15 protein-coding genes are annotated in these 23428 nt (G+C 63.0%); 11 read left to right on the top strand and 4 right to left on the bottom strand.

Going from position 1 to position 23428, the window contains the following annotated elements; translation table 11 throughout:
• Positions 1–3: 3 nt before the first annotated feature.
• Both L2Y96_RS04935 and L2Y96_RS04930 read left to right on the top strand, forming a co-directional pair.
• The gene (locus tag L2Y96_RS04935; protein WP_247333194.1) at positions 4–942 is read left to right on the top strand and encodes an MlaD family protein; all 939 of its coding nucleotides are present in this window, start codon (positions 4–6) and stop codon (positions 940–942) included.
• On the top strand, positions 939–1544 hold the full coding sequence (locus L2Y96_RS04930; protein WP_247333193.1) for an ABC-type transport auxiliary lipoprotein family protein: 606 nt from the start codon (positions 939–941) through the stop codon (positions 1542–1544). The genes L2Y96_RS04935 and L2Y96_RS04930 overlap by 4 nt, the downstream gene beginning before the upstream one ends.
• A gap of 25 nt (positions 1545–1569) precedes the next feature.
• Here L2Y96_RS04930 and L2Y96_RS04925 read toward each other — a convergent pair whose 3' ends face one another.
• Positions 1570–2970 (bottom strand): amidase, encoded by a 1401-nt coding sequence (locus L2Y96_RS04925; RefSeq protein WP_247333191.1) that lies wholly within the window; start codon positions 2968–2970, stop codon positions 1570–1572.
• Between the two features lie 151 nt (positions 2971–3121).
• Here L2Y96_RS04925 and L2Y96_RS04920 point away from each other — a divergent pair, with 151 nt between their 5' ends.
• The 3 genes from L2Y96_RS04920 to L2Y96_RS04910 all read left to right on the top strand — a co-directional run bounded on the left by L2Y96_RS04920 (position 3122) and on the right by L2Y96_RS04910 (position 9022).
• Positions 3122–4729 carry an electron transfer flavoprotein-ubiquinone oxidoreductase gene (locus tag L2Y96_RS04920; RefSeq protein ID WP_247333189.1) on the top strand — a complete coding sequence of 536 codons (1608 nt, stop codon included), beginning with the start codon at positions 3122–3124 and terminating at the stop codon, positions 4727–4729.
• A 164-nt stretch (positions 4730–4893) separates the two neighbouring features.
• Positions 4894–5985 carry a glycosyltransferase gene (locus L2Y96_RS04915; protein WP_247333187.1) on the top strand — a complete coding sequence of 364 codons (1092 nt, stop codon included), beginning with the start codon at positions 4894–4896 and terminating at the stop codon, positions 5983–5985.
• Between the two features lie 379 nt (positions 5986–6364).
• Entirely contained in the window at positions 6365–9022 is a 2658-nt protein-coding gene (locus L2Y96_RS04910) for a glycosyltransferase family 4 protein (protein ID WP_247333178.1), read from the top strand.
• On the opposite strand, the gene L2Y96_RS04905 is transcribed toward L2Y96_RS04910, so the two are convergent.
• Genes L2Y96_RS04905 through L2Y96_RS04895 form a run of 3 tightly spaced genes read right to left on the bottom strand, consistent with a single transcriptional unit; the run spans position 9019 to position 13329 of the window.
• Entirely contained in the window at positions 9019–11340 is a 2322-nt protein-coding gene (locus L2Y96_RS04905) for a hypothetical protein (protein WP_247333176.1), read from the bottom strand. The genes L2Y96_RS04910 and L2Y96_RS04905 overlap by 4 nt on opposite strands.
• A complete protein-coding gene (locus tag L2Y96_RS04900; protein WP_247333166.1) occupies positions 11327–12310 on the bottom strand; it encodes a lysylphosphatidylglycerol synthase domain-containing protein in 984 nt (327 codons plus the stop codon). Before L2Y96_RS04900 ends, L2Y96_RS04905 begins: the two co-directional genes overlap by 14 nt.
• The gene (locus tag L2Y96_RS04895; RefSeq protein ID WP_247333164.1) at positions 12307–13329 is read right to left on the bottom strand and encodes a glycosyltransferase family 4 protein; all 1023 of its coding nucleotides are present in this window, start codon (positions 13327–13329) and stop codon (positions 12307–12309) included. Before L2Y96_RS04895 ends, L2Y96_RS04900 begins: the two co-directional genes overlap by 4 nt.
• Positions 13330–13518: 189 nt before the next feature.
• On the opposite strand from L2Y96_RS04895, the gene L2Y96_RS04890 reads away from it, so the two are divergent.
• The 6 genes from L2Y96_RS04890 (at position 13519) to L2Y96_RS04865 (ending at position 23427) form a co-directional block, all read left to right on the top strand.
• Positions 13519–14463 (top strand): glycosyltransferase family 2 protein, encoded by a 945-nt coding sequence (locus L2Y96_RS04890; protein WP_247333162.1) that lies wholly within the window; start codon positions 13519–13521, stop codon positions 14461–14463.
• A gap of 220 nt (positions 14464–14683) precedes the next feature.
• Positions 14684–17848 carry an autotransporter outer membrane beta-barrel domain-containing protein gene (locus L2Y96_RS04885; RefSeq protein WP_247333161.1) on the top strand — a complete coding sequence of 1055 codons (3165 nt, stop codon included), beginning with the start codon at positions 14684–14686 and terminating at the stop codon, positions 17846–17848.
• A gap of 139 nt (positions 17849–17987) precedes the next feature.
• Positions 17988–18734 (top strand): electron transfer flavoprotein subunit beta/FixA family protein, encoded by a 747-nt coding sequence (locus L2Y96_RS04880; protein WP_247333159.1) that lies wholly within the window; start codon positions 17988–17990, stop codon positions 18732–18734.
• Positions 18735–18758: 24 nt separating this feature from the next.
• Entirely contained in the window at positions 18759–19697 is a 939-nt protein-coding gene (locus L2Y96_RS04875) for an electron transfer flavoprotein subunit alpha/FixB family protein (protein ID WP_247333157.1), read from the top strand.
• Positions 19698–19757: 60 nt separating this feature from the next.
• The gene (locus tag L2Y96_RS04870; RefSeq protein WP_247333156.1) at positions 19758–21179 is read left to right on the top strand and encodes a UbiA family prenyltransferase; all 1422 of its coding nucleotides are present in this window, start codon (positions 19758–19760) and stop codon (positions 21177–21179) included.
• 10 nt (positions 21180–21189) lie between these two features.
• A complete protein-coding gene (locus tag L2Y96_RS04865; RefSeq protein WP_247333155.1) occupies positions 21190–23427 on the top strand; it encodes a hypothetical protein in 2238 nt (745 codons plus the stop codon).
• The last annotated feature ends 1 nt before the right edge of the window (position 23428 follow it).

Here is a 23428-nt window from a genome sequence, read left to right as displayed (position 1 = left end):
CCCATGGAAACCCGAGCCCACCACATCCTTATCGGCCTGTTCACCGTCATCATCGTCGTCGGCGGCCTGCTCTTCGGCGTCTGGCTGGCCAAGGCCCACTCCGACCAGGAGTGGAACTACTACGACGTGGTCTTCAACGAGGCGGTCACGGGCCTCTCGCGAGGCTCGGCGGTCCAGTACAACGGCATCCGGCTGGGCGACGTGAACCTGTTGCGTCTGGATCCGAACGATCCGCGCCGCGTGCTCGCCCGCATCCGGGTCAGTGGGGATACCCCGCTCCGCAAGGATACCCACGCGAAACTCGCGCTCACCGGCGTCACCGGGGTCGCGATCATCCAGCTGTCGGGTGGGTCCCCGGATAGCCCGCTGCTGGTGGGGCACGACGGCGAGGTGCCGATCATCACCGCGGATACCTCACAGCTCGCCAAGCTGTTATCCAACAGCGAAGACCTGATCACCAACATCAACCAGGCCGCCGCGCATGCGAGCGAGCTCCTCTCGCCTGAAAACGTGCACCGTATCGAGCGGACGCTGGATCACCTGGATAAGACCACGGGCGTCATCGCTGACGAACGCGAGGACATACGCTCGTTGATCAAGCAACTCGATATCGCGACGAAGCAGGCGAATGAAACGCTGGCCGAAAGCAAGACGCTGGTTCATAACGCCAACGGCCTGGTCGAAGGCCAGGGCAAGGCCACGCTGGAAAGTGCCCAGCGCGCCATGGCCTCGCTGGAACATTCGATGGCGTCGATCGATCGCCTCATCAACGACAACAGCGATGCGTTGAACGGCGGCGCGGCCAGCCTGGGCGACCTCGCGCCGGCCCTGCGCGAACTGCGCGATACGCTTTCATCGCTGCGCTCGATCACCCGGCGCCTGGATGAAAACCCCAGCGGCTACCTGTTTGGACGCGAGAAAACCAAGGAGTTCACCCCATGAGCCGCGCACGGTTCGTCCTTCCCTTTGTATTCGCCGCCCTTGCGGGTTGCTCGATCCTGCCGAAGGCGGAACAGCCGAGCGTGTACACCTTGCCCGCGTCGCCGGGTGGGCGGCCGATGGCCACTGCGCCGGTGCCGTGGGCGCTGCGCATCGCGACGCCCAATGCGCCCCGTTCGATCGATAACGCGCGGATCGCCGTCGTGCCTTCCAGCAACACGATCACGGTGTACGCCGGCGCACGCTGGAACGACAGCGCGCCGCACCTGTTCCGCGACCGTCTGGCCGACGCGTTCCGCGACAGCGGCCGGGTGCCCGCGCTCAGTACGGACGACAGTAACCTCGCGGCGGATTACGAGCTGGGCGGGAACCTGGCCGATTTCCAGACCGACTATGCCGACGGCAAGCCGGTCGTCGTCGTCCGCTTTGACGCGATGCTCGCCAACTCGCGCAAGCACGCGATCGTCGCGAGCCAGCGCTTCGAGGTACGCGAGCCCGTCGATGGGAAAGAGGTCCCGCAGGTGGTCCAGGCCTTTGGCCGCGCCATGGACAAGCTCTCGCGGGATATCGTGCAGTGGACCTATACCGCCGCACCGTCGCCTTGAGGCGCTTACAGCCCCTGTAGGATCTTTATTTGGGTTCTACGGGGTAGCTCGGCTCGGCGTCCAGGGACGAGGCGCACACCGCTGCCAGTTCGAGCAGGCGCAGATCGGAACCGCGGGCACCCACGAGCTGCATGCCGATGGGCATACCGTTGGGTAGCGTGCCCATGGGGATGCTTACCGCCGGACAACCGGCAAGACTTGCGAAGCTGCACAAATCGGCCTGCGAGGCCGGCGCGGGCTGGTCGAGCGGGAACGCACCCTGTGACGTCGTGGGCAACACGAGCACATCCACCTGGGCGAACAACCTACGCATTTTCAGGGTGGCGGCGTCCAGCACGAGATCCGCTGCCACATAGTCGGCCGCCGACTTCTTCGCAGCGAAGTCCACCATCTGGCGGAAAGCCGGGGAGACCGGGTAGGCCTCGTCGGCCAGTTCGTCGGCGAAGGTGTTGAGCATCTCCGCTTCCATCAGGAGCAAGCCCGCGCGCCGCGTCCGCGCGAAATCCCAATCGGAGAAATCGACGGTACGGCGTTCGCCCAACTCGCCCTTCAGCTGCGACAGCGCGTTTTCGAACACGTCAATCACATCACGCTCCACGCCCACGCCCGCCAGATCAGGCAGGAAGCCCGTGCGCAGGTTGCCCGGCTCCCAGTCCGGCGGCTGGAACGCGACGCGGCGACGGCGTGAACGGGCATCGTCGGCGTCATACCCCGCCAGCGTCTGGAGCAGGACGGTCAGGTCGTCAACGCCGCGCGCCAGCAAGCCGACCGCATCAAGGCGACGCGCGGCGGGGACAAGGCCCCGCGCGGAGATCTCGCCATGGGTCGGCTTGAGCGCGTATACCCCGCAGTAACTGGCGGGCACCCGCACCGAACCGAGCGTGTCCGAACCGATGGCCGCCACGGCCAGACCGGCGGCCACGGCGGCTGCGGCTCCACCGGACGAACCGCCCGCTGTGTAGCCGAGTCGGTGAGGATTGTGCGTTGCGCCATGGAACGGGTTGTTCGTCGCGAGGCCGAGCGCACCTTCATCCATATTGGTTTTGCCAAGTAGCACCGCGCCGGAGGCTCGCAGCCGTGCAACGGCATGCGCGTCCTGCTCTGGTACGACGGTGCGCCGCCGCATACCCGCGCGCGTCGGCACACCCGCGACGTCGAAATTATCCTTGATGGCGATCGGCAGGCCATCGAGACGCCCCATGACGCCATCGCGCCGGCGCCGGTCGGCGGCCAGGGCCTGCTCCTGGATCAACGACACGCTGACGTCGGTGTAGGCGTTCAGAACGGGGTTCAGGCGCTCGATCGCGTCCTGGTACACGTCCGAAAGGGCCTGCGGCTGCGCCCGGCCTATCGCCAGCCAGTGCATGATCTGCAGGAGGCTGGCCCGGCGCATGTCCGTGGCGGAGACAGGCAACATCGTATTCATGGAATCTCCTAGCGCTTGGAGACGACTATAAACCCCCTATGTGAAAGCCGTGCAACCCCGGCGCACATTGTTTCAAACGGCGATTTGCCCGGTATGGGGGGAAACGGGACAATAGCCGACTGATCCTGCCAGCCAGACTCGAGAGCCAGCGATGAGCGAACGCGAAACCATGGAATACGATCTCGTCGTCGTCGGGGCAGGCCCCGCCGGCCTCGCGTTCGCGATTCGTACGAAACAGCTCAATCCGGACGTTTCTGTCTGCGTGATCGAGAAGGCCTCGACCATCGGCGCACAGATTCTCTCCGGTGCCGTGATTGAGACCGCCCCGCTCGATCGCCTGCTCCCGGAATGGCGCAAGGCCCCGCCGCCGGTCTGCGTGCCGGTAACCAGGGACGAATTCTGGTGGCTGCGCGATCACCAGTCGGGTATCAAGGCCCCGGTGGCTCCGCCGCAGATGAACAACCACGGCAACGTGATCGTCAGCCTGGGCGCCATGTGCGCGTGGCTGGCCCCGCAGGCCGAAGCCCTTGGCGTGGACGTGTTCCCGGGCTACGCAGCGGCCGAAGCGCTGTTCGACGAAAGCGGTGCGGTGAACGGCGTGCGCATTGGCGACATGGGCATCGCTCGCGATGGCACCCACAAGCCCGGCTACACCGAAGGCATCGATATCCGCGCCAAAGTCACCGTGCTGGCCGAGGGCTGCCGTGGCCATATCAGCAAGGCGCTGATCAAGCAGTTCGATCTCGACGCGAACAGCGATCCGCAGACCTACGGCATCGGCATCAAGGAGCTGTGGCAGCTACCCGCCGGCCGCGGTGAGCCGGGCAAGGTGGTGCACACCACCGGCTGGCCGCTCGCCAACGATACCTATGGCGGCAGTTTCCTCTATCACCTGGATAACGATCGCGTGGCGGTCGGCTTCGTCGTGGGCCTGGATTACCCCGATCCGAACTTCTCGCCGTTCGAGGCGTTCCAGCAGTTCAAGCACCACCCGAACGTGAAGGGCCTGCTCGAAGGCGGCAATATCGTCTCGGCCGGCGCGCGCGCCATTATCGAAGGCGGCTTCCAGTCGCTGCCGAAGGTGGAGATGCCCGGCGCCATCCTGATCGGCGATTCCGCCGGCCTCGTGAACGTGCCGAAGATCAAGGGCACGCACCAGGCCATCGCCTCGGGCATGCTCGCGGCCGAGCACCTCGTGGCCACGCAGCTAAATCCGGCGGGGTGGGATGCGAAGCTGCGCGACTCCGCCGTCGTCGCCGAACTGAAGAAGGTGCGAAACATCCGCCCCGGCTTCAACAAGGGCCTGTGGCGCGGCCTGATCAATGCGGCCTGGGAGACGCTCACGGGCGGCGCATCGCCGTGGACCCTGAAGAATCACGCCGACTGGTCATCGCTGGCGAAGCTGGGCAAGTACGAAGCGCCGAAGAAGGATTACGTGGACCGCACGCTCGCACCGCGCGACCGCCTGGCATCCGTATATTTTGCAGCCACCGAACACGACGAAGACCAGCCGGTGCACCTGAAGGTGGCCGATACGTCGATTTGCGTGGATCGTTGCACCACCGAGTACGGCAACCCCTGCCAGCGCTTCTGCCCGGCCGGCGTGTACGAAATGGTCGAGGATGAGGGAGGCCGCCGGCTGCAGATCAACTCGGCGAACTGCGTGCATTGCAAGACGTGTGATATCAAGGACCCTTACCAGATCATTACCTGGGTTACGCCTGAGGGCGGGTCTGGGCCGAATTACCAGGGATTGTGATGGAGCTTGGCTGGAGGCTACGGCGGCTGGCTCGCCTTGCGCAGCGGGTGAAAGGCAGCATTGCGATCCGGGGATGGAGCGGCACTTTCCGGCGTGCACTGCGGCCGCGGACCGAGAGTGGCGCCGCTCCAGCCGACGTTACCGTGCGCGAGCTGGCTACGAGCTTGCCGCGCCGACGCATCCTTGTCATCGAGACGATGACCCCGGATCCATCGCGCGATTCCGGCTCGGTACGGCTCTCGCAGATTTTCGCCCTGCTCCATGCCGATGGCTGGCAGATCGATTTCCTGGCCGACGATGGCGACGCATCGGTGGCCGACGCGGTTCGGCTGGGAGCGCTCGGTGTCCGCATCGTGCGCGAGCCGGCCCTACGCTGGCTCTCCCGCGAGGGGGCTACGCTTGATGCCGTGATGTTGTGCCGCCTGCCTGTTGCGGATCAGTACATCGATGTAGTCCGCCGCTTCGCGCCACGCGCACGCACGGTTTTCGATACCGTCGACCTGCACTTCATTCGGGAGCGTCGTGCTGCCGATCTTACCGGCAACCCTACGTTGATGCGCCAGGCCAACCGTTCGCGCGAGCGCGAACTGGCGATGGTCGCGCGCTGCGACATCACACTGGTCGTAAGCGAGGAGGAGCGCGACGTACTCGCCCGTGAGGCCCCCGCAGCCAATGTCGAGGTTCTCAGCAATATCCATGATGCCCATGGACGGAGACATGGTTTCGGTGGACGCCACGGCATGCTCTTCGTTGGCGGCTTTGGGCACCCGCCCAACGAAGATGCCGTGCGCTGGTTTGTCACCGAGGTGCTGCCGCGCGTGCGCGGCCACCTTCCACACATGCAACTGCACGTGGTCGGCGATATCGACCCAAGCGCGCGGCGAGCGATTGAGAGCGATGCCGTGATCGTTCACGGGCGCGTTGCCGACCTCGCCCCCTTACACGAACAAGCCTTGGTTTCCATCGCTCCACTGCGCTTCGGCGCAGGGGTGAAGGGTAAGGTTAACCAAGCCATGAGCCATGGCCTGCCCGTCGTCCTGACCACGATCGCCGCCGAAGGCATGCATTTACGTGATGGCATCGATGCCTTGGTTGCCGACACCCCCGAGGCATTCGCAGCTGCCATTATCCGGCTGTCCAGCAATGAAGCGATCTGGTCCGCGATGTCGGATGCCAGCGTAGAAAACGTACGCCGACATTTCTCCGTCGAGAACGCTCGCCACGCCCTTCGCCATGCCCTGGGTGCGATCGCATGACGAAAACGCCGCGAAGGCTGCTCCGATACCTGCTGGGCAGTGTCGCGCGCCATCCACGCGTGAAGCGAGCCCTGGTCGACATGGCGTATCGCATTCCCTGGATGGATACGCGTTTGCGCAACCTGGCTTACCGTGTTGAACACCCTGAGGCAATGCTCGACGTGGACCCCGCGCAACTGGCCGAGGGAAGTCGGCGATCCCTGGCACGCATGCGTGCACGGGCACCGCGATGAAGATCCAGATCGATATGCAAGGGGTGCAGACCGCCAGCCGCCATCGCGGCATTGGCAGGTACACCCGGGCCACGACGCTCGCATTCCTGAGGCTTGCCGAAGACCGCCACCAGGTAGAACTGCTGTTCAACGCAGCGCTTGACGGCGTGGACGACATGCTCGATGGCCTTGCCGATGCTGGCCTGCGTCCACATCGACGGGCCTACGGTCCGCTGCGGGACACCTCCGCCGACAAGGCAGGGAACGATACGCGGCGAGAGGCGGCCGAGCGCGTGTTCGCGCACGCGCTGGACGTAGGCGGCGCGGACGTGGTCTGGCTGAGCAGCTTGATCGAAGGGTTCGGTAGCGATGCGCTCATGCCCCACAGCCTCCCGCGCCAGTTCACGGTTGCCACGCTCTACGACCTGATTCCCCTGCACGAACCTGCGCAGCTTGGCCAGTCACGCGCGCGGGACTGGTACATGCGCCGCATCGAGGCGCTACGCACCTGCGATCTCCTGCTCGCGATATCCGAGTGGGTTCGTAAGGACGCGATCGAGCGCTTGGGCATCGACCCATCGCGCATCGTCACGGTCGGCGCTGGCGTCGATGTCCAGTTCCAGCCCAGCGCGGCGGAAGCGGGATACTGCGACGGCCTGGATCGCCCACTGGGCATCGACCGCCCGTTTATCCTCTACACCGGCGGCACGGATTCGCGAAAGAACGTGGAGAAGCTGTTCCCGGCGTTCGCGCAACTGCCGCAGGCGATGCGTGAGCGGTATCAACTCGTCATCGCCGGTAGTCTGGATGACACTACGCGGATCCGCCTCGACATTGCCATTCGCGACGCGGGGCTGCAGCCAAACGAGGTCCGCTTCACGGGTTTCGTGGCCGACGCGGACCTGATACGCCTCTACCAGACATGCGATCTATTTGTCTTCCCGTCCGCGCGCGAGGGCTTCGGCCTTCCGCCACTGGAGGCCATGGCCTGCGGCGCACCGGTCATCGCGAACAATGCCACCAGCCTGCCGGAAGTCATTGGTAACCCTGCGGCGTTGTTTGACGCGGAGGATCCCGCCTCACTGAGCGACGCTATGCATCGAGTCCTCAATGACCCGGCATTCGCTGCGACCTTAAGGGAGTCAGGACGGACACGCGCCGGTTACTTCACATGGGCGAAGGTCGCCGAACGGGCACTTGCTGCCATCGAACAGGCAGCCATTCGACAAGGACACCCGCGCCCCCGGCAGGTACCAGCCTGGCGAGCGACCACGCCCGACATCGCCCCTGCGGAGGAAGCACAGGTGCCGGTGTACCTCGCGGAAGCGGCGACCGTCGGTGCACTGCAAACCCGCCTTCGCGACTGGCCGGGGCTGGTCGAGTGGCAAGGCCCACCCGCCCCCGCAAGCGCCGTGAGTGCGCTTGATGCCTACCGGGCTTTCGGCTGGCACGCGGTCGCTGCGCCCGATTCGGTTGATTGGGCGAATGCCTGGGCTACCGAAGCCATCGGCGTTAGGTCGGTACCAACACATGCCGACGGCGAGCCATCCCGAGCCACATGGATAGCCGGCTTTGCCGACCATCCGATGGTATGCCAGAGAGTGGTCGAGGACACGATCGCCACGCGACTTGCCGCCCAACTTGGTGACGACGACCTGGCACGTATCGCAGATGCGCTGGACCGCGCACGGCCGCGAACAGGTCAACGCTGGCTCGTCGATGTCACGCACATCTCGCGGCACGACCTCAAGACGGGCGTGCAGCGGGTTGTGCGCAACATCCTCACCCGATGGCTGGTTTCCCCTCCATCGGGCGTACGCATCGAACCCATTGCGTTCCGCGACGGACGCTATGAACATGCGCACGCCTATGCTGCGGCACTGCTCGATATCGAGGTGCCGAATGGCCTTTCTACGGAGACGGTGGCTGTCACGGGCAGTGACGTGTTTGTCGGTCTCGATTGGGCCATGGAAAGCCTGCCATCGAGCGCCCCGCTGCTGCAAACGTGGCGCCGCGCCGGCGTAGCGATGCATTTCATCGCGAACGATTTGCTACCGGTAACCCTGCCTGAGGCGTTCCATCCGCAAACGCGTGAGGCCTTCCTGCGTTGGCTACAGGCCATGGCAAACCTGGCAGATGTAGTGCACTGCATATCGCAGAGCACGGCAGATGATTTCGCTCACTGGTTCAGTACGGAACACCCAGGCCATCCGCCGCGCCTCGGCGTTTTCCCACTGGGTGTCTCACCGGTGCTGCCACTTGCGCACGGCGCTTTGCCGAGTACGACGGAAGAGGCCTTTGCCGCACGGCCGACCCTACTCATGGTCGGTACGATCGAGCCGCGCAAGGGCCACGAACAGGCCCTCGATGCCGTCGAACTACTCTGGGCATCCAATGCCGACCTGAACCTTGCAATCGTCGGAAAGCGCGGCTGGCTGGTCGGCCCACTCATCGAACGCATCGAGCGGCACAACGAACGCGGTAAACGCCTTTTCTGGTTCGAGGGCTGTGACGATGCCACGCTGGATGCCGTCTACGACGCCAGCACGGCGCTCCTGGCAGCTTCGCTCGGTGAAGGCTTTGGCCTGCCGGTGATCGAGGCCGCGCAACGAGGGAAGCCAGTCATCGCCCGATCGTTGAAGGTATTTCGGGAAGTCGCAGGCGACTACCCCTCGTACTTCACCGGCACGTCGGCCGCGACGCTTGCCACTTACATTGCACGATGGCTCACCGAGCGCACCATGCAAACGCCTCGCACGGATTGGCCTGGATGGGACCAATCCGCCACCATACTCGCGCAGCATATCATCGACGACCGCGATTAGCGGGCGATCACGTTGATCCGGGTCAACGACACGCCAAGTACACGCGCATCAACGCTCATCCCCAGTGCGGCCGGCGATGTAGCGCCATCCACTTCAAGGGTGAGCGACACCGCATCCTGCCCAACCGGCAAGGGCACATTTACGACGTGGGGCACGTCATCCACGAACCGCACGGGGGACGTAGCATCCGCTGTTGACCCCGTGGCAGAGATTCGGAGCGTGACTGGCCGTGCCGTGTTCGCGGCAAACGCGGCCAGCGTCAATTGGGCTACGCAACCGGTAAGACGGCACGCTTCCGGCTCTGGCAGCGAAAGCGTCGCACGCCCTGTCGACCATCGGCTCAGCGGCTCGCGATGATGCCAACCAAGGCCGAAGATGCGATCCGCCATATCCTGCTGAGTCGCGACATCCACGGGAAGCGTGATGCCAGCGACGCGAAGTGCCAGCGCATGCGCACGTCCATTGACCCCACGCCCCTTGGGCAGCAGCTTAATCACAGCAAACAGTGGCGTCTCGGTAATCGCCAGCATCGGATCAGCATGCAATGCCGCCATGGCCGGGGCAAACCCAGCTCGGATCTCGGCTGGGCAAAGGAAATCCGCGCGTGACTCGAACAAGGCCAGCGTCCCAGCGGAATAACCTTTCGCCTCGGCGAGGCAGGGCCACACATGAGCCGCATACAGCGAGTTGAAGTAAGGCACGATAATGGCATCGACATCCCCGCTAAAGAGCAGCTCGCGCGCTGCCGGCACGTCGTCGACGGTAAACCGGTTAAGGCTGAAAGACGCCATGCTGAGCGGCCATGCTGCACTGGCGATCTTGAGCTGTTTGTCGCCGCCCACGTTGTAGCTGGTCACATGTAGCTTCGGGCTGAGGTAATTTGCCATGACATCGTTGTTCCATGGCATGAAGAAGACCCGCGAACCAGCGGATACTTGCGCGGAAAGGGGTTCGGCCAGCTCACTGTCGATTCGTTTGAACGCGGTACGGAACGTGCGGTAATCCCCCCATTGCGTGCCAAGGTGCGGAAGCAGTGCCGCGATGATCGCAATGTACGTCGCCGCCCACAGCCCTCGCCGCGGCGAGCGCGCGGCACCGAGTGCCACGATGGCCCACAAGCCAAGGAACGTGAGGGCTTCCCAGCGATACGTAGCGCGCATGCTCTTGAAGCCAGGAATGTGCGCGTAGATGAACGCATTTCCGGTCGGAATCCGGCCTTCGCTCACCGGCATGTTCTGATTGAGCGTAGCCGTCGGCTTCGTGCTGCCCGCCTTCAGCGTCGGGCCAAACGCCATGTACAAGCCGAACACGGCAATCGCCAACAGCGGCCAAACGCGCCGATCCCTCCGGCCGAGCACGAGCACACTGATGCCACTCGCCAGCAGTAGCGGCAGGATGAAGCTTGTGTTCCAGACTGATGCATCACCGTAGAACAACGTTTCATTGCGTACGCCATGCCACCCCAATGCATCCCATAACCAGAACTCCCCGGTAGGTGGTTTACCGAGGAAGAGCACGTCGAGCCCCCAACCACGGAAGAAGTCCAACGGTGCCGGCTCGAACGCCGACACTCCCATGAATCGCGTATAGATGAAGTACGCACCGCCGAAACCGACCAGATACACCGGAAGGGTGTACCTCAATGCACTGCCTCGAGTGGAGGCGGCGGCGACGCGTGAAATCCAGAGTAGCCCCGCAACCACCGCGAACATCATGAAGGTATAGCCATCCATGAAGAGGGCAAGACTGCATGTTGCGAGAAACAACGCCGCCACGCTCATTTGGTATCGACGCGTCGGCCCGATCACGCCGCCCGCCAAGACGGCTGTCCACGTGTAAAAGGGCAACATCGCCATACCAAGCGCTAATGACGAATAGCCCTGGTGTGCCCATACCATGGGCGTACTCAACCAGGTGGCGGCCGCCAGAATTGACAGCCCGGCGCGGAGACCGAGGCGCATAGCGAGTTTCCACGCGCCGAAAAAGGCTACAACGAGCCAAAAGGCAATCGTCGCCGCATACGCGTCGGCCGCATAGAACCCAAAGCGCAGGAACCAGCCCGCTACCCATGCAAGTGGCAAGCCAGTGGCAAGGGACATGGGCACTGGGTAGCCAAACGATCGCGCGTGAATCGCGTACCAATGCTGGTCGGCGAAGGCCTGAGCGTACCCCATCATGGACATCGCCTGGCCGAGGGTCGGCGTGCCGACGCCGGGCACAGCGCCATTCACCATGAGGCTCCACAACACGCCAGCGAGCAGGCCGACGAGGATCAGCAGACGCCGGCCGGCGCTCTGCGTGAGATTAGGTTGCATCATGCGTACCCCTGGTTTTCGATGTATTCCTTGCCCTGCCCCGGGCACGCGCAAGCCACCCCAACGCAAAGGCAATCACGTCCGCCGCAATCGCACCGAGGCGCAAGGTGATTCCCAGTGCGATAGCGGTCGACTCGCCATACATGGGCGAAAACAGCACGAGCATCAAGCCCTCACGCACGCCCAGTCCAGCCGGGGCGCCAGGCAGGAGATATCCGGCCAGCCAGGCCATTGCACAGAAGCCACTGGCTTCCAATAACGGTATGTCAGGTGCGCCGTAGAACACCTTCGCCTGTAGCGACAGGGCCATCCCCATGCACAGGTAGTTGGCCAGATAAAGTGAGGAGACACGAATCGCCGTCCCCCAGCCCGGTGGACGCAATTCACTCGAGGCGAAGACACGAGCCACCAAGCCCGGAAAAACGCGGCGCAACAAGGTGATACCAATCCACGGGGCGGCAAGCAAGGCAAGAAATCCGAGACCTAAGCCAGCAGTGTCCAGCCATGGCGGAAAAGCCGTCAGCTTGTTGCCAACGAACAGGTAGATAGCCAGCGCGGATAATCCAAGGCCGGTGCCGACGTTCCACAACACTTCGGTCAGCATGGTGGCGAGCGTCGCGGGGATGGCGATGCCGATGTCACGCGCCATGACGACGCGGCCGATGAACTGCCCGACATTCCCGGGAAGATACTTACCGAACTGGGACACGGTGAAAAGTGCAAAAACGTCGCGGTTTCGACGCACAATTCCCTGGTCGCGCAGAAGCAGCTGCCAGATGACAGCCGAAAGGTAGACGACGATGAGCGGCAAAATAACCGTGGCTGTCGCAGTGGCGCCGGCTGCCGCATCCCAACGAATGTGCGGTATATGTGCGGCGTTGGAGACCGCGCGCTGGACAAAAAATACGATGGCGACGGTGGCAACAAGCCAGCCAAGTAAACGCCGGATCCAAACTGTGCGTGTCGTGCTCAAGCGACCGCCCGCGTTGACTCGTAAGCCGCCAACGTCCGTTCGGCGACGACTGGCCACGCATAGTGGTCGCCGATCGCCGCCTGACAGGATGCGATGAACCGTGCCCTGCGTGTCAGCTCCCAGGCTGCGACCTCCAGGATCTTGCCCACCCAGGCACTCGCATCACCTGCTGGCAACAGGAAACCCGTCGTGCCATCGATCACCGCATCCACGATGCCTTCGATACCACTGGCGAGGAGGACGCCCCCATCCGCACCCGCTTCCACGGCGGTCAGGCCGAACCCTTCGACGTCCGTACCTCCCGAAGGGATGTTAGGCATCACGACAACCGTTGCCGAACGACGCAAGGCGAATAGTTCGGCCGAACTTACGACTTCGCGGTAGTCCACCCGCGAACTTTCCCGCAGCGCAGCCACCTCATCCGGATCCCAATCCTTTCCCACTACCAACAGACCCATGGCATCGGGCAGCAGCGGGAGTACCTCGCGAATGAACCATGCCGCCCCTTTCCGACGCACCAGACGGCCAACGAAAAGAATGAATGGGCCGGGCGCTTCATCGGGCGGAGGCGCGGACGTCGGCAAATCAACGCCCAGGGTGACAACGACGACATCGGCGAAGCCGGCGTCCCGGCACAAACGCGCCGTCTCTTGGGAGATGGCAATAATGCGCACGCGCTGGCCGATCAGACGGACGCCGAGGGCAAGGTACGTGGCGTAGATCCTCGGCAGCAGACCCTTGCGCTGACCATAGATCACGTCCAGGCCATAGGCGGTAATAGCCACGCGAGGCGCACTGCGGAACCAGCGTGCCGCGAGCGCAAGCGGCCAAAGCACCAGATCGCCGACATGCACGACGTCGGCGCGGCGCCGGAAAAGGAAGCCGATCGATCCAATGAGAAAAATCGTAAGGCGAAATAGCGTTGGCGGCACCCCGTGTGCACGGCCCGGCAATACGCGCGTTAGAAGAGAGCAGCGTGGCGCGAGACCTTCGCAGAGTTTGAGGGCATAGGTCTCCATGCCTCCAATAGCAGGGGGCCACTTCCGCGAGATAAAAAGTACACGCCGCATGCCTTCTCCGTACGACAACAGGATGACAATCCCCTGCGCCAATCTAATATAGTCATGTTTGTTATTTTCGGACCCGGGATTTTACACACCGGATAGCGTGGCCGAGCCGAGGGGCGCCCGTCACGAGGAGTATGGACCTTGAAACTGATCATTCAGATCCCCTGCCTAAACGAAGCCGAGACCCTCGGCATTGCCTTGAGTGATCTGCCGCGCGCGGTAGAGGGGTTCGACAGCGTGGAATGGCTCATCATCGATGACGGGTCGACTGACGATACCGCCATGATCGCCCGCAAGTTGGGGGTGGACCATATCGTCCGCCATCCGGTAAACCGAGGCTTGGCCGAAGCCTTCATGACTGGCATCGAGACTTCCCTGCTTCTGGGAGCGGATGTCATCGTCAACACCGATGCCGACAACCAATACTTCGGTGGGGACATCGCCACGATCACGACCCCTATCCTCGCGAGTGAGGCTGAGATCGTGATCGGCGCCCGTCCGATCGCCGAGACTGAACACTTCTCCTGGATCAAAAAGCAGCTTCAACGGCTTGGCAGCTGGGCAGTCCGTGTTGCCAGCCAGACCGACGTGGCCGACGCACCCAGCGGCTTCCGCGCCATTTCCCGCGAAGCAGCCATGCGTCTGCATTGCTTCAACGGTTACACGTACACGCTGGAGACGATCATCCAAGCCGGCCAGAGCAACATGCGTGTTCTTTCGGTACCGGTCCGGACCAATGCCGACCTGCGCCCCTCGCGCCTGGTCAAGAGTATCTCGAGCTACGTGAAGCGCTCTCTGCTGACCATCCTGCGCATGTTCGTGGTCTACCGACCGCTCGCTTTCTTCAGCTGGATCGGCGGCGTGTTCCTGGCGGCGGGCTTCATCGCAGGCATCCGCTTCCTGTTCTTCTATGTCACCGAATCCGGCGAGGGCCATGTCCAGTCGGTGATCTTCAGCGCCCTTTGCATCATCGTCGGCCTGTTGCTGACAATGATGGGCCTGATCGGCGACCTGATCGCGACTAACCGCAAGCTACTCGAGCGCATCGAGGTCCGCCTTCAGCGGATCGAACGCTGGAAGAAATAGCCGTCACACGCTCTTGGACGTGACCTAAGCCGTCTCGCTCGCGACGGACGGTCGTCGCGTACATATAACTCACTGTTTTTCATAACATTCTCGTGATTGTCGTAAAACTGTCATGTTTGCTTTATGCTTAGTGAATGCTTAGTGAATGCTTAGCTTGGGCTTAGCGCACTGCATTTGCGCAACTCTAAAGTTGTGAAGTGCATCACAGGGGACAACACGGATGATGGTTTTGAACAACCTTCGGTGGACGCTACTGGCGTCCGCCGTTTCTTTTGCTTTCGCTTCGCCGGCCATGGCCGTGGACACGACCATTACGGCAACCTCCGGAAATACGACGCCCTTAAGCGTCGGGGGCACCGATCACGTGGTCGTCGACGCCGACGCGGTGTGGGAGGCTGATGACACCGTCATCAAATGGAAAAACCCGTCGACAGCGCTTGTCATCGACAACGCGGGGGTTATCCGCTCCACAGAGGATGATGGCCGGGCCTTCAATGCGAGTGGCGATGGCACAGCCACGCGCTATCTGATCTTGAACAACCTCGCCGGCGCCACGATCGAAGCGCAGAATGACGCTTTCCGTATCAACACCGACTTCACCGAGGGCACGGTGGTCGTCAATAACGCCGGCACCGTCCAATCGACGGTCGATGGCCAGGCATTGGATTTCGATGCGTTCTACGGCAACGGTACGTCCAGCGCCAGCATTACGATCAACAACCTCTCGGGCGGGGTGATTCGTTCGGCCGACGCGGATGCCATCCGCCCCGGCGAAGGTGCCGTCATCAATAATGCAGGCACCATCTACGCCAACGGCAACGCGGGCGAGAAGAATGATGGCATCGATTTCCAGGCACACGCAGGTACTGTGGTGAATCTGGCTGGCGGCCTGATCTCGGGCCAGCGACATGGCATCACCTCAGATACCAACGTTGACGTGTACAACGCGGCCGGCGCAACCATCATCGGCCGCAATGGTTCAGGCGTTGGTTCCGATGGCAATGGGAAGGTCGTCAATTATGGAACCATTACCGGTGCTTACGACGGCTCCGGCACAGGTGATGGTGATGGCGTCGACATCGATTATTACGGCGAAGTCGAGAACTGGGGGCTGATCCAGGGTACCGGCGCCGCAGGCTACGACTCCACCGGTAATGCCAACATTTCCGAGGGAATCGTCATTACGGTGGGCGGCAAGATCTACAACCACGCATCGGGCGTTATCACCGGCATTCGCGATGGCATTACCGCGTTCAACACGTTCGAGATCACGAATGAGGGTCGTATTGACGGAGGCAACGCCGGAATCGCTTTTATCGGCAATAGCACGTTGACCAACTCCGGTACGATCACGTCCGATAACGAAGCCGTCTGGTACGGTGCCGGGAGCACTGCAACACTGATCAATTCCGGCGTGATCTCCGGCACGAACTACGCCGTGCACTTCGCCGAAGGCAACGACACACTGGTGATCGACCAGGGATCGTCCATCAAGGGTCTGGTAGACGGCGGCGATGGGTACGACACACTCTGGCTCCGCGGCGGAACGTTCGATAGTGCACGTAACTTCGAGTACCTGCATGTCACCGGCTCGGCCGTACTCGCGGGCGACAACGAGTTTTCAACGACCCTGCTGGAAGGCACCCTACAGTTGGGAACCGGGGGCTCGACAGGCTCACTGGGCAACGGCAACGTCGTCGACAACGGCCTGCTAAGGGTCAACCGTGCCGACACCATGACCTTGGCCAACAACATTTCCGGTACCGGAGGTGTCGAGCAGATCGGCGCCGGAACGACGGTACTGACGGGAATCAATACCTACACAGGACCCACCAGGGTGCTTGGTGGCAGTCTGGTCATCGGCGTGAATGGCCAGGGATCGATCACCGGCGACGCCGTGGTTGGATCCGGTGCCGCGGTACGCGGCACCGGATCGATCGGCGGCAACCTTGCCGTGCAAACGGGTGGCACCCTCGTAAGCGGCAATGCCGCTGAAACCGGAGCGCTGCGGGTCGGCGGGAACGTCGATTTGCAGACGGGCGCTACCGTTCGTATTGACTCAGCGGAGGATGGCGTCCGTGCATCAGGCCGGATGACCATCGCCAGCGGGACCATGCTTGCCATTGCCAGCGCAACAGCCGTGCCTATTGGCGCCGAGTTTGCAGCACTTTCGGCCGAGCAGGGCGTTACAGGCCAGTTCGACGGCATCGTGGTCAATGGCACCTCGCTTCATTTCCTGACGCCCGACGTGACGTACGATTCCCACAATGTAATCGTTGACCTTAAGCGAAATGACGTCGCCCTGGCTTCCGTGGCAACTACCCACGACGAACGCGCTACCGCGAACGCTATTGACGCGCTCGCCCTGACGAATCCTGTCGCCACAGCGGTACTGCAAAAGGACGCCGCGGCGGCCCAAAAGGCCGTCTCGGAACTATCAGGCACCCAGTTTGCGGATACCCGCTCCGCGATCATCAATGACAGCCGGGCACTCCGATCCTCGATCGATCGCCACATGATGGGCTTCGACGACATCAGCTCGGGCGGCCGCGCGGTGGCACGCCAAGATGTCACCACATGGACAAGCGCTTACGGATTGGACCGTTCAGAGTCACGCGGTACCTCCCCGCACCTCACGAGTAGCGCGACCGGGCTGATCGTCGGTGCCGACCTGGCCCTCGAAGATAGTCACTTAGGCGCCGTGATCGGCCGCGAACAAGGGAATGCACGGATCCGAAGCCTGGCGTCATCGTCGCAGCAGACCCGCACCGATGTCGGCATTTACGGGGATACCCTCCTAGACCATTGGCGGGTACGCGGCGCCGTTACCTACTCCGGGCTAGACGTAGACACGACCCGCCACGTCGAGATCGACACCACCCCATCGCGCCTGACGAGCAAATTCGATGCAAACGTGACCCAGGCATTCGTGGAGGCGGGTTACCACATCGATCTTGGCCCACGCCAATGGCTCGAGCCATTTGCAACGGTGAGTCGCGTGCGTCTTGATACAGACCGGGCATCCGAGGGGAACGCCACGGGAGCGCTCGACATCGCTGGACGCGCTAGCACCGTGAACAGCCTCAGCCTTGGCCTCCACCACGCCATTGCTCTGGGGGCGTCGGGTCGTACCCAAGTTCATGGGAGCATCGCGTGGCAGGGTACTTCGGGCGATACGGATACGGAGTCGGTCCAGCGATTCGCTGGAGCGAGCGGTGAGTTCACCGTCCTGGGTACACCGATAGCACGGCAGGCCGCCGCGATCGAGGCGGGGCTAGACGTGGCGCTGTCCGCCCGGAGCTCGTTGGGCGCGAGTTACACCGGCCTTTTCGCCAGCCACGCCAGGGAACAGGGCGGACGTATCCAGCTTACGGTCCAGCTTTAAGCAAACGGGCCGGCCCTGCTGAACGGGCCGGCCTTGTCCCCGCGGCGCACCATGCGCCCACGGACAGTTTGGTTAGAATAGGGGGTCATCCCGGAGCATGCCGCTTGATACCGGCTGCCCATCGAACAGGAACCCCTGAATGAAGATTCTGGTCGGCTACAAGCGCGTCGTGGACTATAACGTCCGCATCCAGGTGAAGCCGGACGGCACGGGCGTCGTCACCGACGGCGTCAAGCTCTCCGCCAACCCCTTCGACGATATCGCCCTCGAGGAGGCTCTGCGCCTGCGCGAGAAGGGCGTGGCGGAAGAGGTCATCGTGGTCGGCATCGGCCCGGCGGATCTCACTGCCCACCTGCGCAATGGCCTGGCCATGGGCGCCAACCGCGCGATCCACGTGCAGACCGCCGATGCGGTCTCGCCGCTCACCGCGGCGCGCACGTTCCTCAAGCTGGTCGAAAAAGAACAGCCGGGCCTGGTGATCCTGGGCAAGCAGGCCATCGACGACGACGCAAACCAGACCGGCCAGATGCTGGCTGCCCTGTGGGATCGCCCGCAGGCCACCTTCGCCAGCAAGGTCGAGATCGCAGACGGCAAGGCCACGGTCACCCGCGAGGTCGATGCCGGCCTGGAAACGATCGAAGCCGACCTGCCGGCCGTCATCACGACCGACCTGCGCCTCAACGAGCCGCGCTTCATCAAGCTGCCGGACATCATGAAGGCCAAGTCCAAACCCATCGATGTGATCGAACTGGGGGCGCTGGGCGTCGATGCCGCTGATCACGTGAAGACCACCCATTTCGCCGCGCCGGCAAAGCGCAGCAAGGGCGTGATGGTCAACGATGCCGCTGAACTGGTCGCGGCCCTCAAGCAGAAGGGCCTGCTGTAAGGCAGCCGCACAGGAGCACTTAACATGAGCAAGATCCTCGTTATCGCCGAGCACCTCGACGGCAAGCTCAACGCCGCGACCGCCCGTGCCGTGAGCGCCGCCGCTGCCGTGAAGGCGGATGCCATCGACGTCATCGTCCTGTCCGATGCCCCGGACGCCATCGCCGCCGAAGCCGCGAAGATCGACGGTGTCAGCAAGGTGCTGGCCGTTGCTCGCCCGGAGAACGCGCACGCCCTGGCTGCCATCCTGGCGCCGCAGGTGGCCAAGGCCGCCGCAGGCTACTCGCACGTCTTCGCCCCCTCGACCACCTTCGGCAAGGACCTCGCCCCGCGCGTCGCCGCCCTCCTGGGTGTGTCACAGGTCAGCGACGTCATGACCGTGGAAGGTCCGCACAGCTTCAAGCGCCCGATCTACGCCGGCAATGCCATCGTCACGGTCGAAGTGGATGCAGGCTCGATCGTCGTTGCCACGATTCGTACCGCTTCCTGGTCCGCGGCGGCGAGCAACGGCAATGCGCCGGTCGAAGCACTCTCGCTCGACGTCACCCTGCCCTCGCACACCCGCTTCGTGAACCTGCAGCAGGGCAAGAGCGATCGCCCGGATCTCCAGGGCGCCGCCAAGGTCGTGTCCGGCGGCCGCGGCGTCGGCTCGAAGGAGAACTTCGAGGTCATCTACCGCTTTGCCGACAAGATCGGCGCCGGTGTCGGTGCATCGCGTGCCGCCGTCGATGCTGGCTATGTCCCGAACGAGATGCAGGTCGGCCAGACCGGCAAGATCATTGCGCCGGAGCTGTACATCGCCGTGGGGATCTCGGGCGCCATCCAGCATCTGACCGGCATCAAGGATGCAGGCACCATCGTTGCAATCAACAAGGACGGCGAGGCGCCGATCTTTGAAATCGCGGACATCGGGCTGGTAGGGGATCTGTTCAAGATCCTGCCAGAGCTGGAAGCCGCACTTTGATATTGGCTTTGAACGAGACGGTCGTTAGCGACCGTCTATTGAAGGGGAGCTAGGCATCACATGGAGACCGCACGTCCCCTATGCATCGATCTCGACGGGACACTTGTCCATACCGACCTGCTCGTCGAATCGGCACTTGCACTCCTGCACCGCAATCCGCTTTATGCGTTCTGTTTCATCGCGTGGCTGTTGCGCGGAAAGGCACGCCTGAAAGCCGAGATTGCAAAGCGCGTTGTCCTCGACGTGTCTTTGCTCCCATACAATCATGCGCTCACTGAATGGATCGCCGAGCATGGCAAGGGCAGGCAGGTCACCCTCGTCACGGCTTCGGACGCGACCCTCGCCAAAGCGGTAGCCGGGCACCTCGGCATTTTTTCGACGGTGATGGCGAGTGATGGCACGCTCAATCTCGCCGGGAAGCGAAAGGCCCAGGCCTTGGTCGAACACTTCGGCGAACGAGGCTTTGATTACGCTGGCAACCACCGCGTCGATCTCGACGTCTGGAAACATGCGCACACGGCCATCGTGGTGTCATCCTCGCATACGCTTGCCGGCCAGGCCGGCAAGGTCGCACAAGCGACGATAGCGCTGCCTACCCTGCGCCCCACGTTGCGCACGTGGGCCAAGGCGTTGCGCGTGCACCAATGGTTGAAGAACACGCTGGTGTTCATCCCCTGGCTTGCTTCACATCGCCTTTTTGACACGGCTGCCGCGACCCACGCGATCGCGGCGTTCTTTTGCTTCAGCTTCTGCGCTTCCGGTGTGTACCTGCTGAATGACCTGCTCGACCTGGATGCCGACCGCGCGCACCGCAGCAAGAAGCACCGGCCATTCGCCGCAGGGCGGCTTAGTCTGGTCTACGGGCTGGTGGGCGTTCCCGTGCTTACCGTGGCCGCATTCGTCCTGGCCATCCTGGCCACGCCACCTGCATTCGCCATCGTTCTCGCGGCGTACCTTGCCGTGACCTTGCTTTACTCGTTCAAGGCGAAGGCTATCGCCGGCCTTGATGTGATGTTGCTTGCCGGCCTCTACACCGTGCGGATCGTTGGCGGCACGTTCGCCATTATCAGCCCACTCTCCTTCTGGCTGCTCGCCTTTTCTATGTTCATCTTCCTCAGCCTCGCCATCCTGAAACGGTGCGTGGAACTAGGCGCGCTGGTAGCGTCGGGGAAGGAAAAGGCGAAAGGACGCGGCTACGTGGCCAGCGACCTCGCATTGATCCTGCCCATGGGCGTGGCCAGTGGCTACCTCAGCGTGCTGGTGCTTGCCCTTTACATCAACAGTAACGCCAGCATGGCGCTCTACCGCAAGCCGGAGTTCCTCTGGCTTGCCTGTCCGTGCCTGCTGTACTGGGTAACACGAGCATGGCTCGTCGCCCATCGCGGCAAGATGCAGGATGATCCCATCGTTTTCGCCGTGACCGATCGCGTTAGCCAGATCACCCTGGCTATCGCTGGCGTCCTGGTTTTGCTCGCCGTATAACCCGACTGCCATGCCCTTGAGCGCCACCATCATCCTTCTGTTTTGCGCAGCCGTTGTCTTGCCGCTTCTCGGCTATCCCCTGGCCATGGCGACATTCCGCGAGCCGAGTGCTCGCCGGCTACTTTGGTCGTACCCACTCGGGCTCGCGCTCCTGCTTGTCGTCGCGCGCACCTGCGCGACGCTCTCGTCGATGCAGGCCGCAGCGTGGCCGGCCTGGCTGGCCATGGCCGCGTGGGCCGTCGTAACGTGGCGCAGCCCGCGCGTGCGTACGGCGTTTGCGAACGATGCCTCACGCATGCCACCGCTCTCCGCGGTTGTGATCCTCGTCCTCGTCGTCATTGCCGCCTGGGGCTCCGTATTCCCGCTGGCTCACCACGGCATGATCCTTTTCGAAGGCACGCCCAATCACGACAGCATCTATTACGTCTCCAACGCGCGCTGGCTGGTCGGGCATGCCGTGGGGGAGCCCCTCGTATATTCGCCAGCATCCCCTGCGATGTCGGTCTCTGCCCTTGCGTTCGGGCCCCACGCGAAACTAGGGCGGCTAGGTAGCGAAGCACTGCTGGCACTCATCTCAGCCATGTTCCGCCGCGACCCGGTATACCTTTACAACGCGGTACAAACCCTAGGCATTGCGGTAGCATCGGTCACTGCGCTGTGCGTGCTGCCGCGTCGCGTCCTTGGCGAACGCGCGCACCTCTCCCCACGCGTACTTCTGGTCATGGTCGCCACCATGTTGGCACCGCAGATACTCCAGATGGCGGTGAACTCGAACTTCGCAAGCCTATTTGGCACGGTCTGCCTCGCGGTTCTCGTCGGCGCGAGCTTCCAGGCGCGAGACCGCTGGCTAAACCCAGCGGTGTTTATCGGTAGTGCCGGTGCAATTGCCTCGTACGTGGAAGAAGTGCCGATCGCTCTGGGTGTCGTCGGTGCGGTGTGCCTGGTCGCGTGGGTGGCTCGTGAGCGCAACTTCCGGGAGAGCGTACTGGATGGCTGCCGCTGCGGTGCCAGCGTGCTCGCGGCAGCCGTGCTGTTACCGTGGATCTCGCTTCCCGGCCTGGCCGTGCTGAAATCTGCGTATTTCGAAATATCTTCGAACGGTGCGGCATGGCGCGACCTGTACGCCCCCTTCAGCGGCGCCCGCTATGCATATGCCTACCTGACGACCAGCGGGAACACCGCAGCACACCTGCCCGCGTGGTCGATTTATCTCGGCGCCATCGCACTTTGCGTGGGAATCGCTGCCGCAAGACGCCGGCGCCACGATACGGTCTTTGCCGCAGGCATCATGCTGGGCTTCGGTGTCCTGACGATCCTGATGTTTGCCACGAGCTACAACTACGGCAAGCTGAAGATCGTCGAGTACTTTGCCATGGTGCTCTCGCCCGCGATCGCCGCACTGGCTTTCCACGACAACGATGAGGTCCGCTCACCGTGGCGGAGCGGGCTATCCGGGCTGGCGCTACTAACGCTTTGCGGGTTCAATCTGGCTGGGTTTGCCGGTCTCTGCTTCGATAGTGCTCATTTTGCCCACCACAAGCGGATCACCCGCGATTTCGTGAAGCTGGCGCACGACACCTCCGCCGTGGCAGGAGATAAGGCCGTCGCTGTGCGATTCACGGAAAGCCCGTACTTCTTCTCCATGTGGTATGCGTATTTCTCCACCTCGCCAGTAGTGTTTTCACCTGAGTTTGGTGCGGGCGGCTACATACAGAGCTACTCCATTCCGCACCCGTTTGCCCCGTTCGAGTCGGCACCGTTTGGCGTGAGCGAGACCACCACCTGGCAGGGCGTCAGCCACGCGTTCAAGCCATTGGTACGGCGCGGCAGTTACGCCGCAGTGCGGATGGAAGATGTCCAATCCATCTCATTCGAGGGCAACTACGGCAATGAAGGCACGTGGTTCTGGATGGGACCGGAACTGCGGATCAATGTCTCGGCCCGTGGCGCACGGCAGATCCGGGTAAGCGTACGCGACCGCTTCGCGCCCACCACCCCGAACGAGAACGTCCGGATTTCGCTTGATCACGCGTCCTGTGTGGTCAGCGTTCCATCGCAGCACGCAGACCTCATCATCGATCTTCCGAGTACACCGAAGCAGACCCTGGTCATCGACCCGACGGGACCCGCGCGCTCGCCGCTGGACGTCGGGCTTTCGGGCGATACCCGCAAGCTCACATACCGGGTTTCCGATGTCTCCCTCGCCGCCCCAGGCACCCTGGGCCACCCCACCTGCGAGCTCCATTGAC

This window comes from Luteibacter aegosomaticola (assembly GCF_023078475.1).
Lineage (GTDB): Bacteria > Pseudomonadota > Gammaproteobacteria > Xanthomonadales > Rhodanobacteraceae > Luteibacter > Luteibacter aegosomaticola.
Note: the sequence above shows the minus strand (reverse complement) of the source record. Positions and strands in the feature narration are given on the sequence as shown.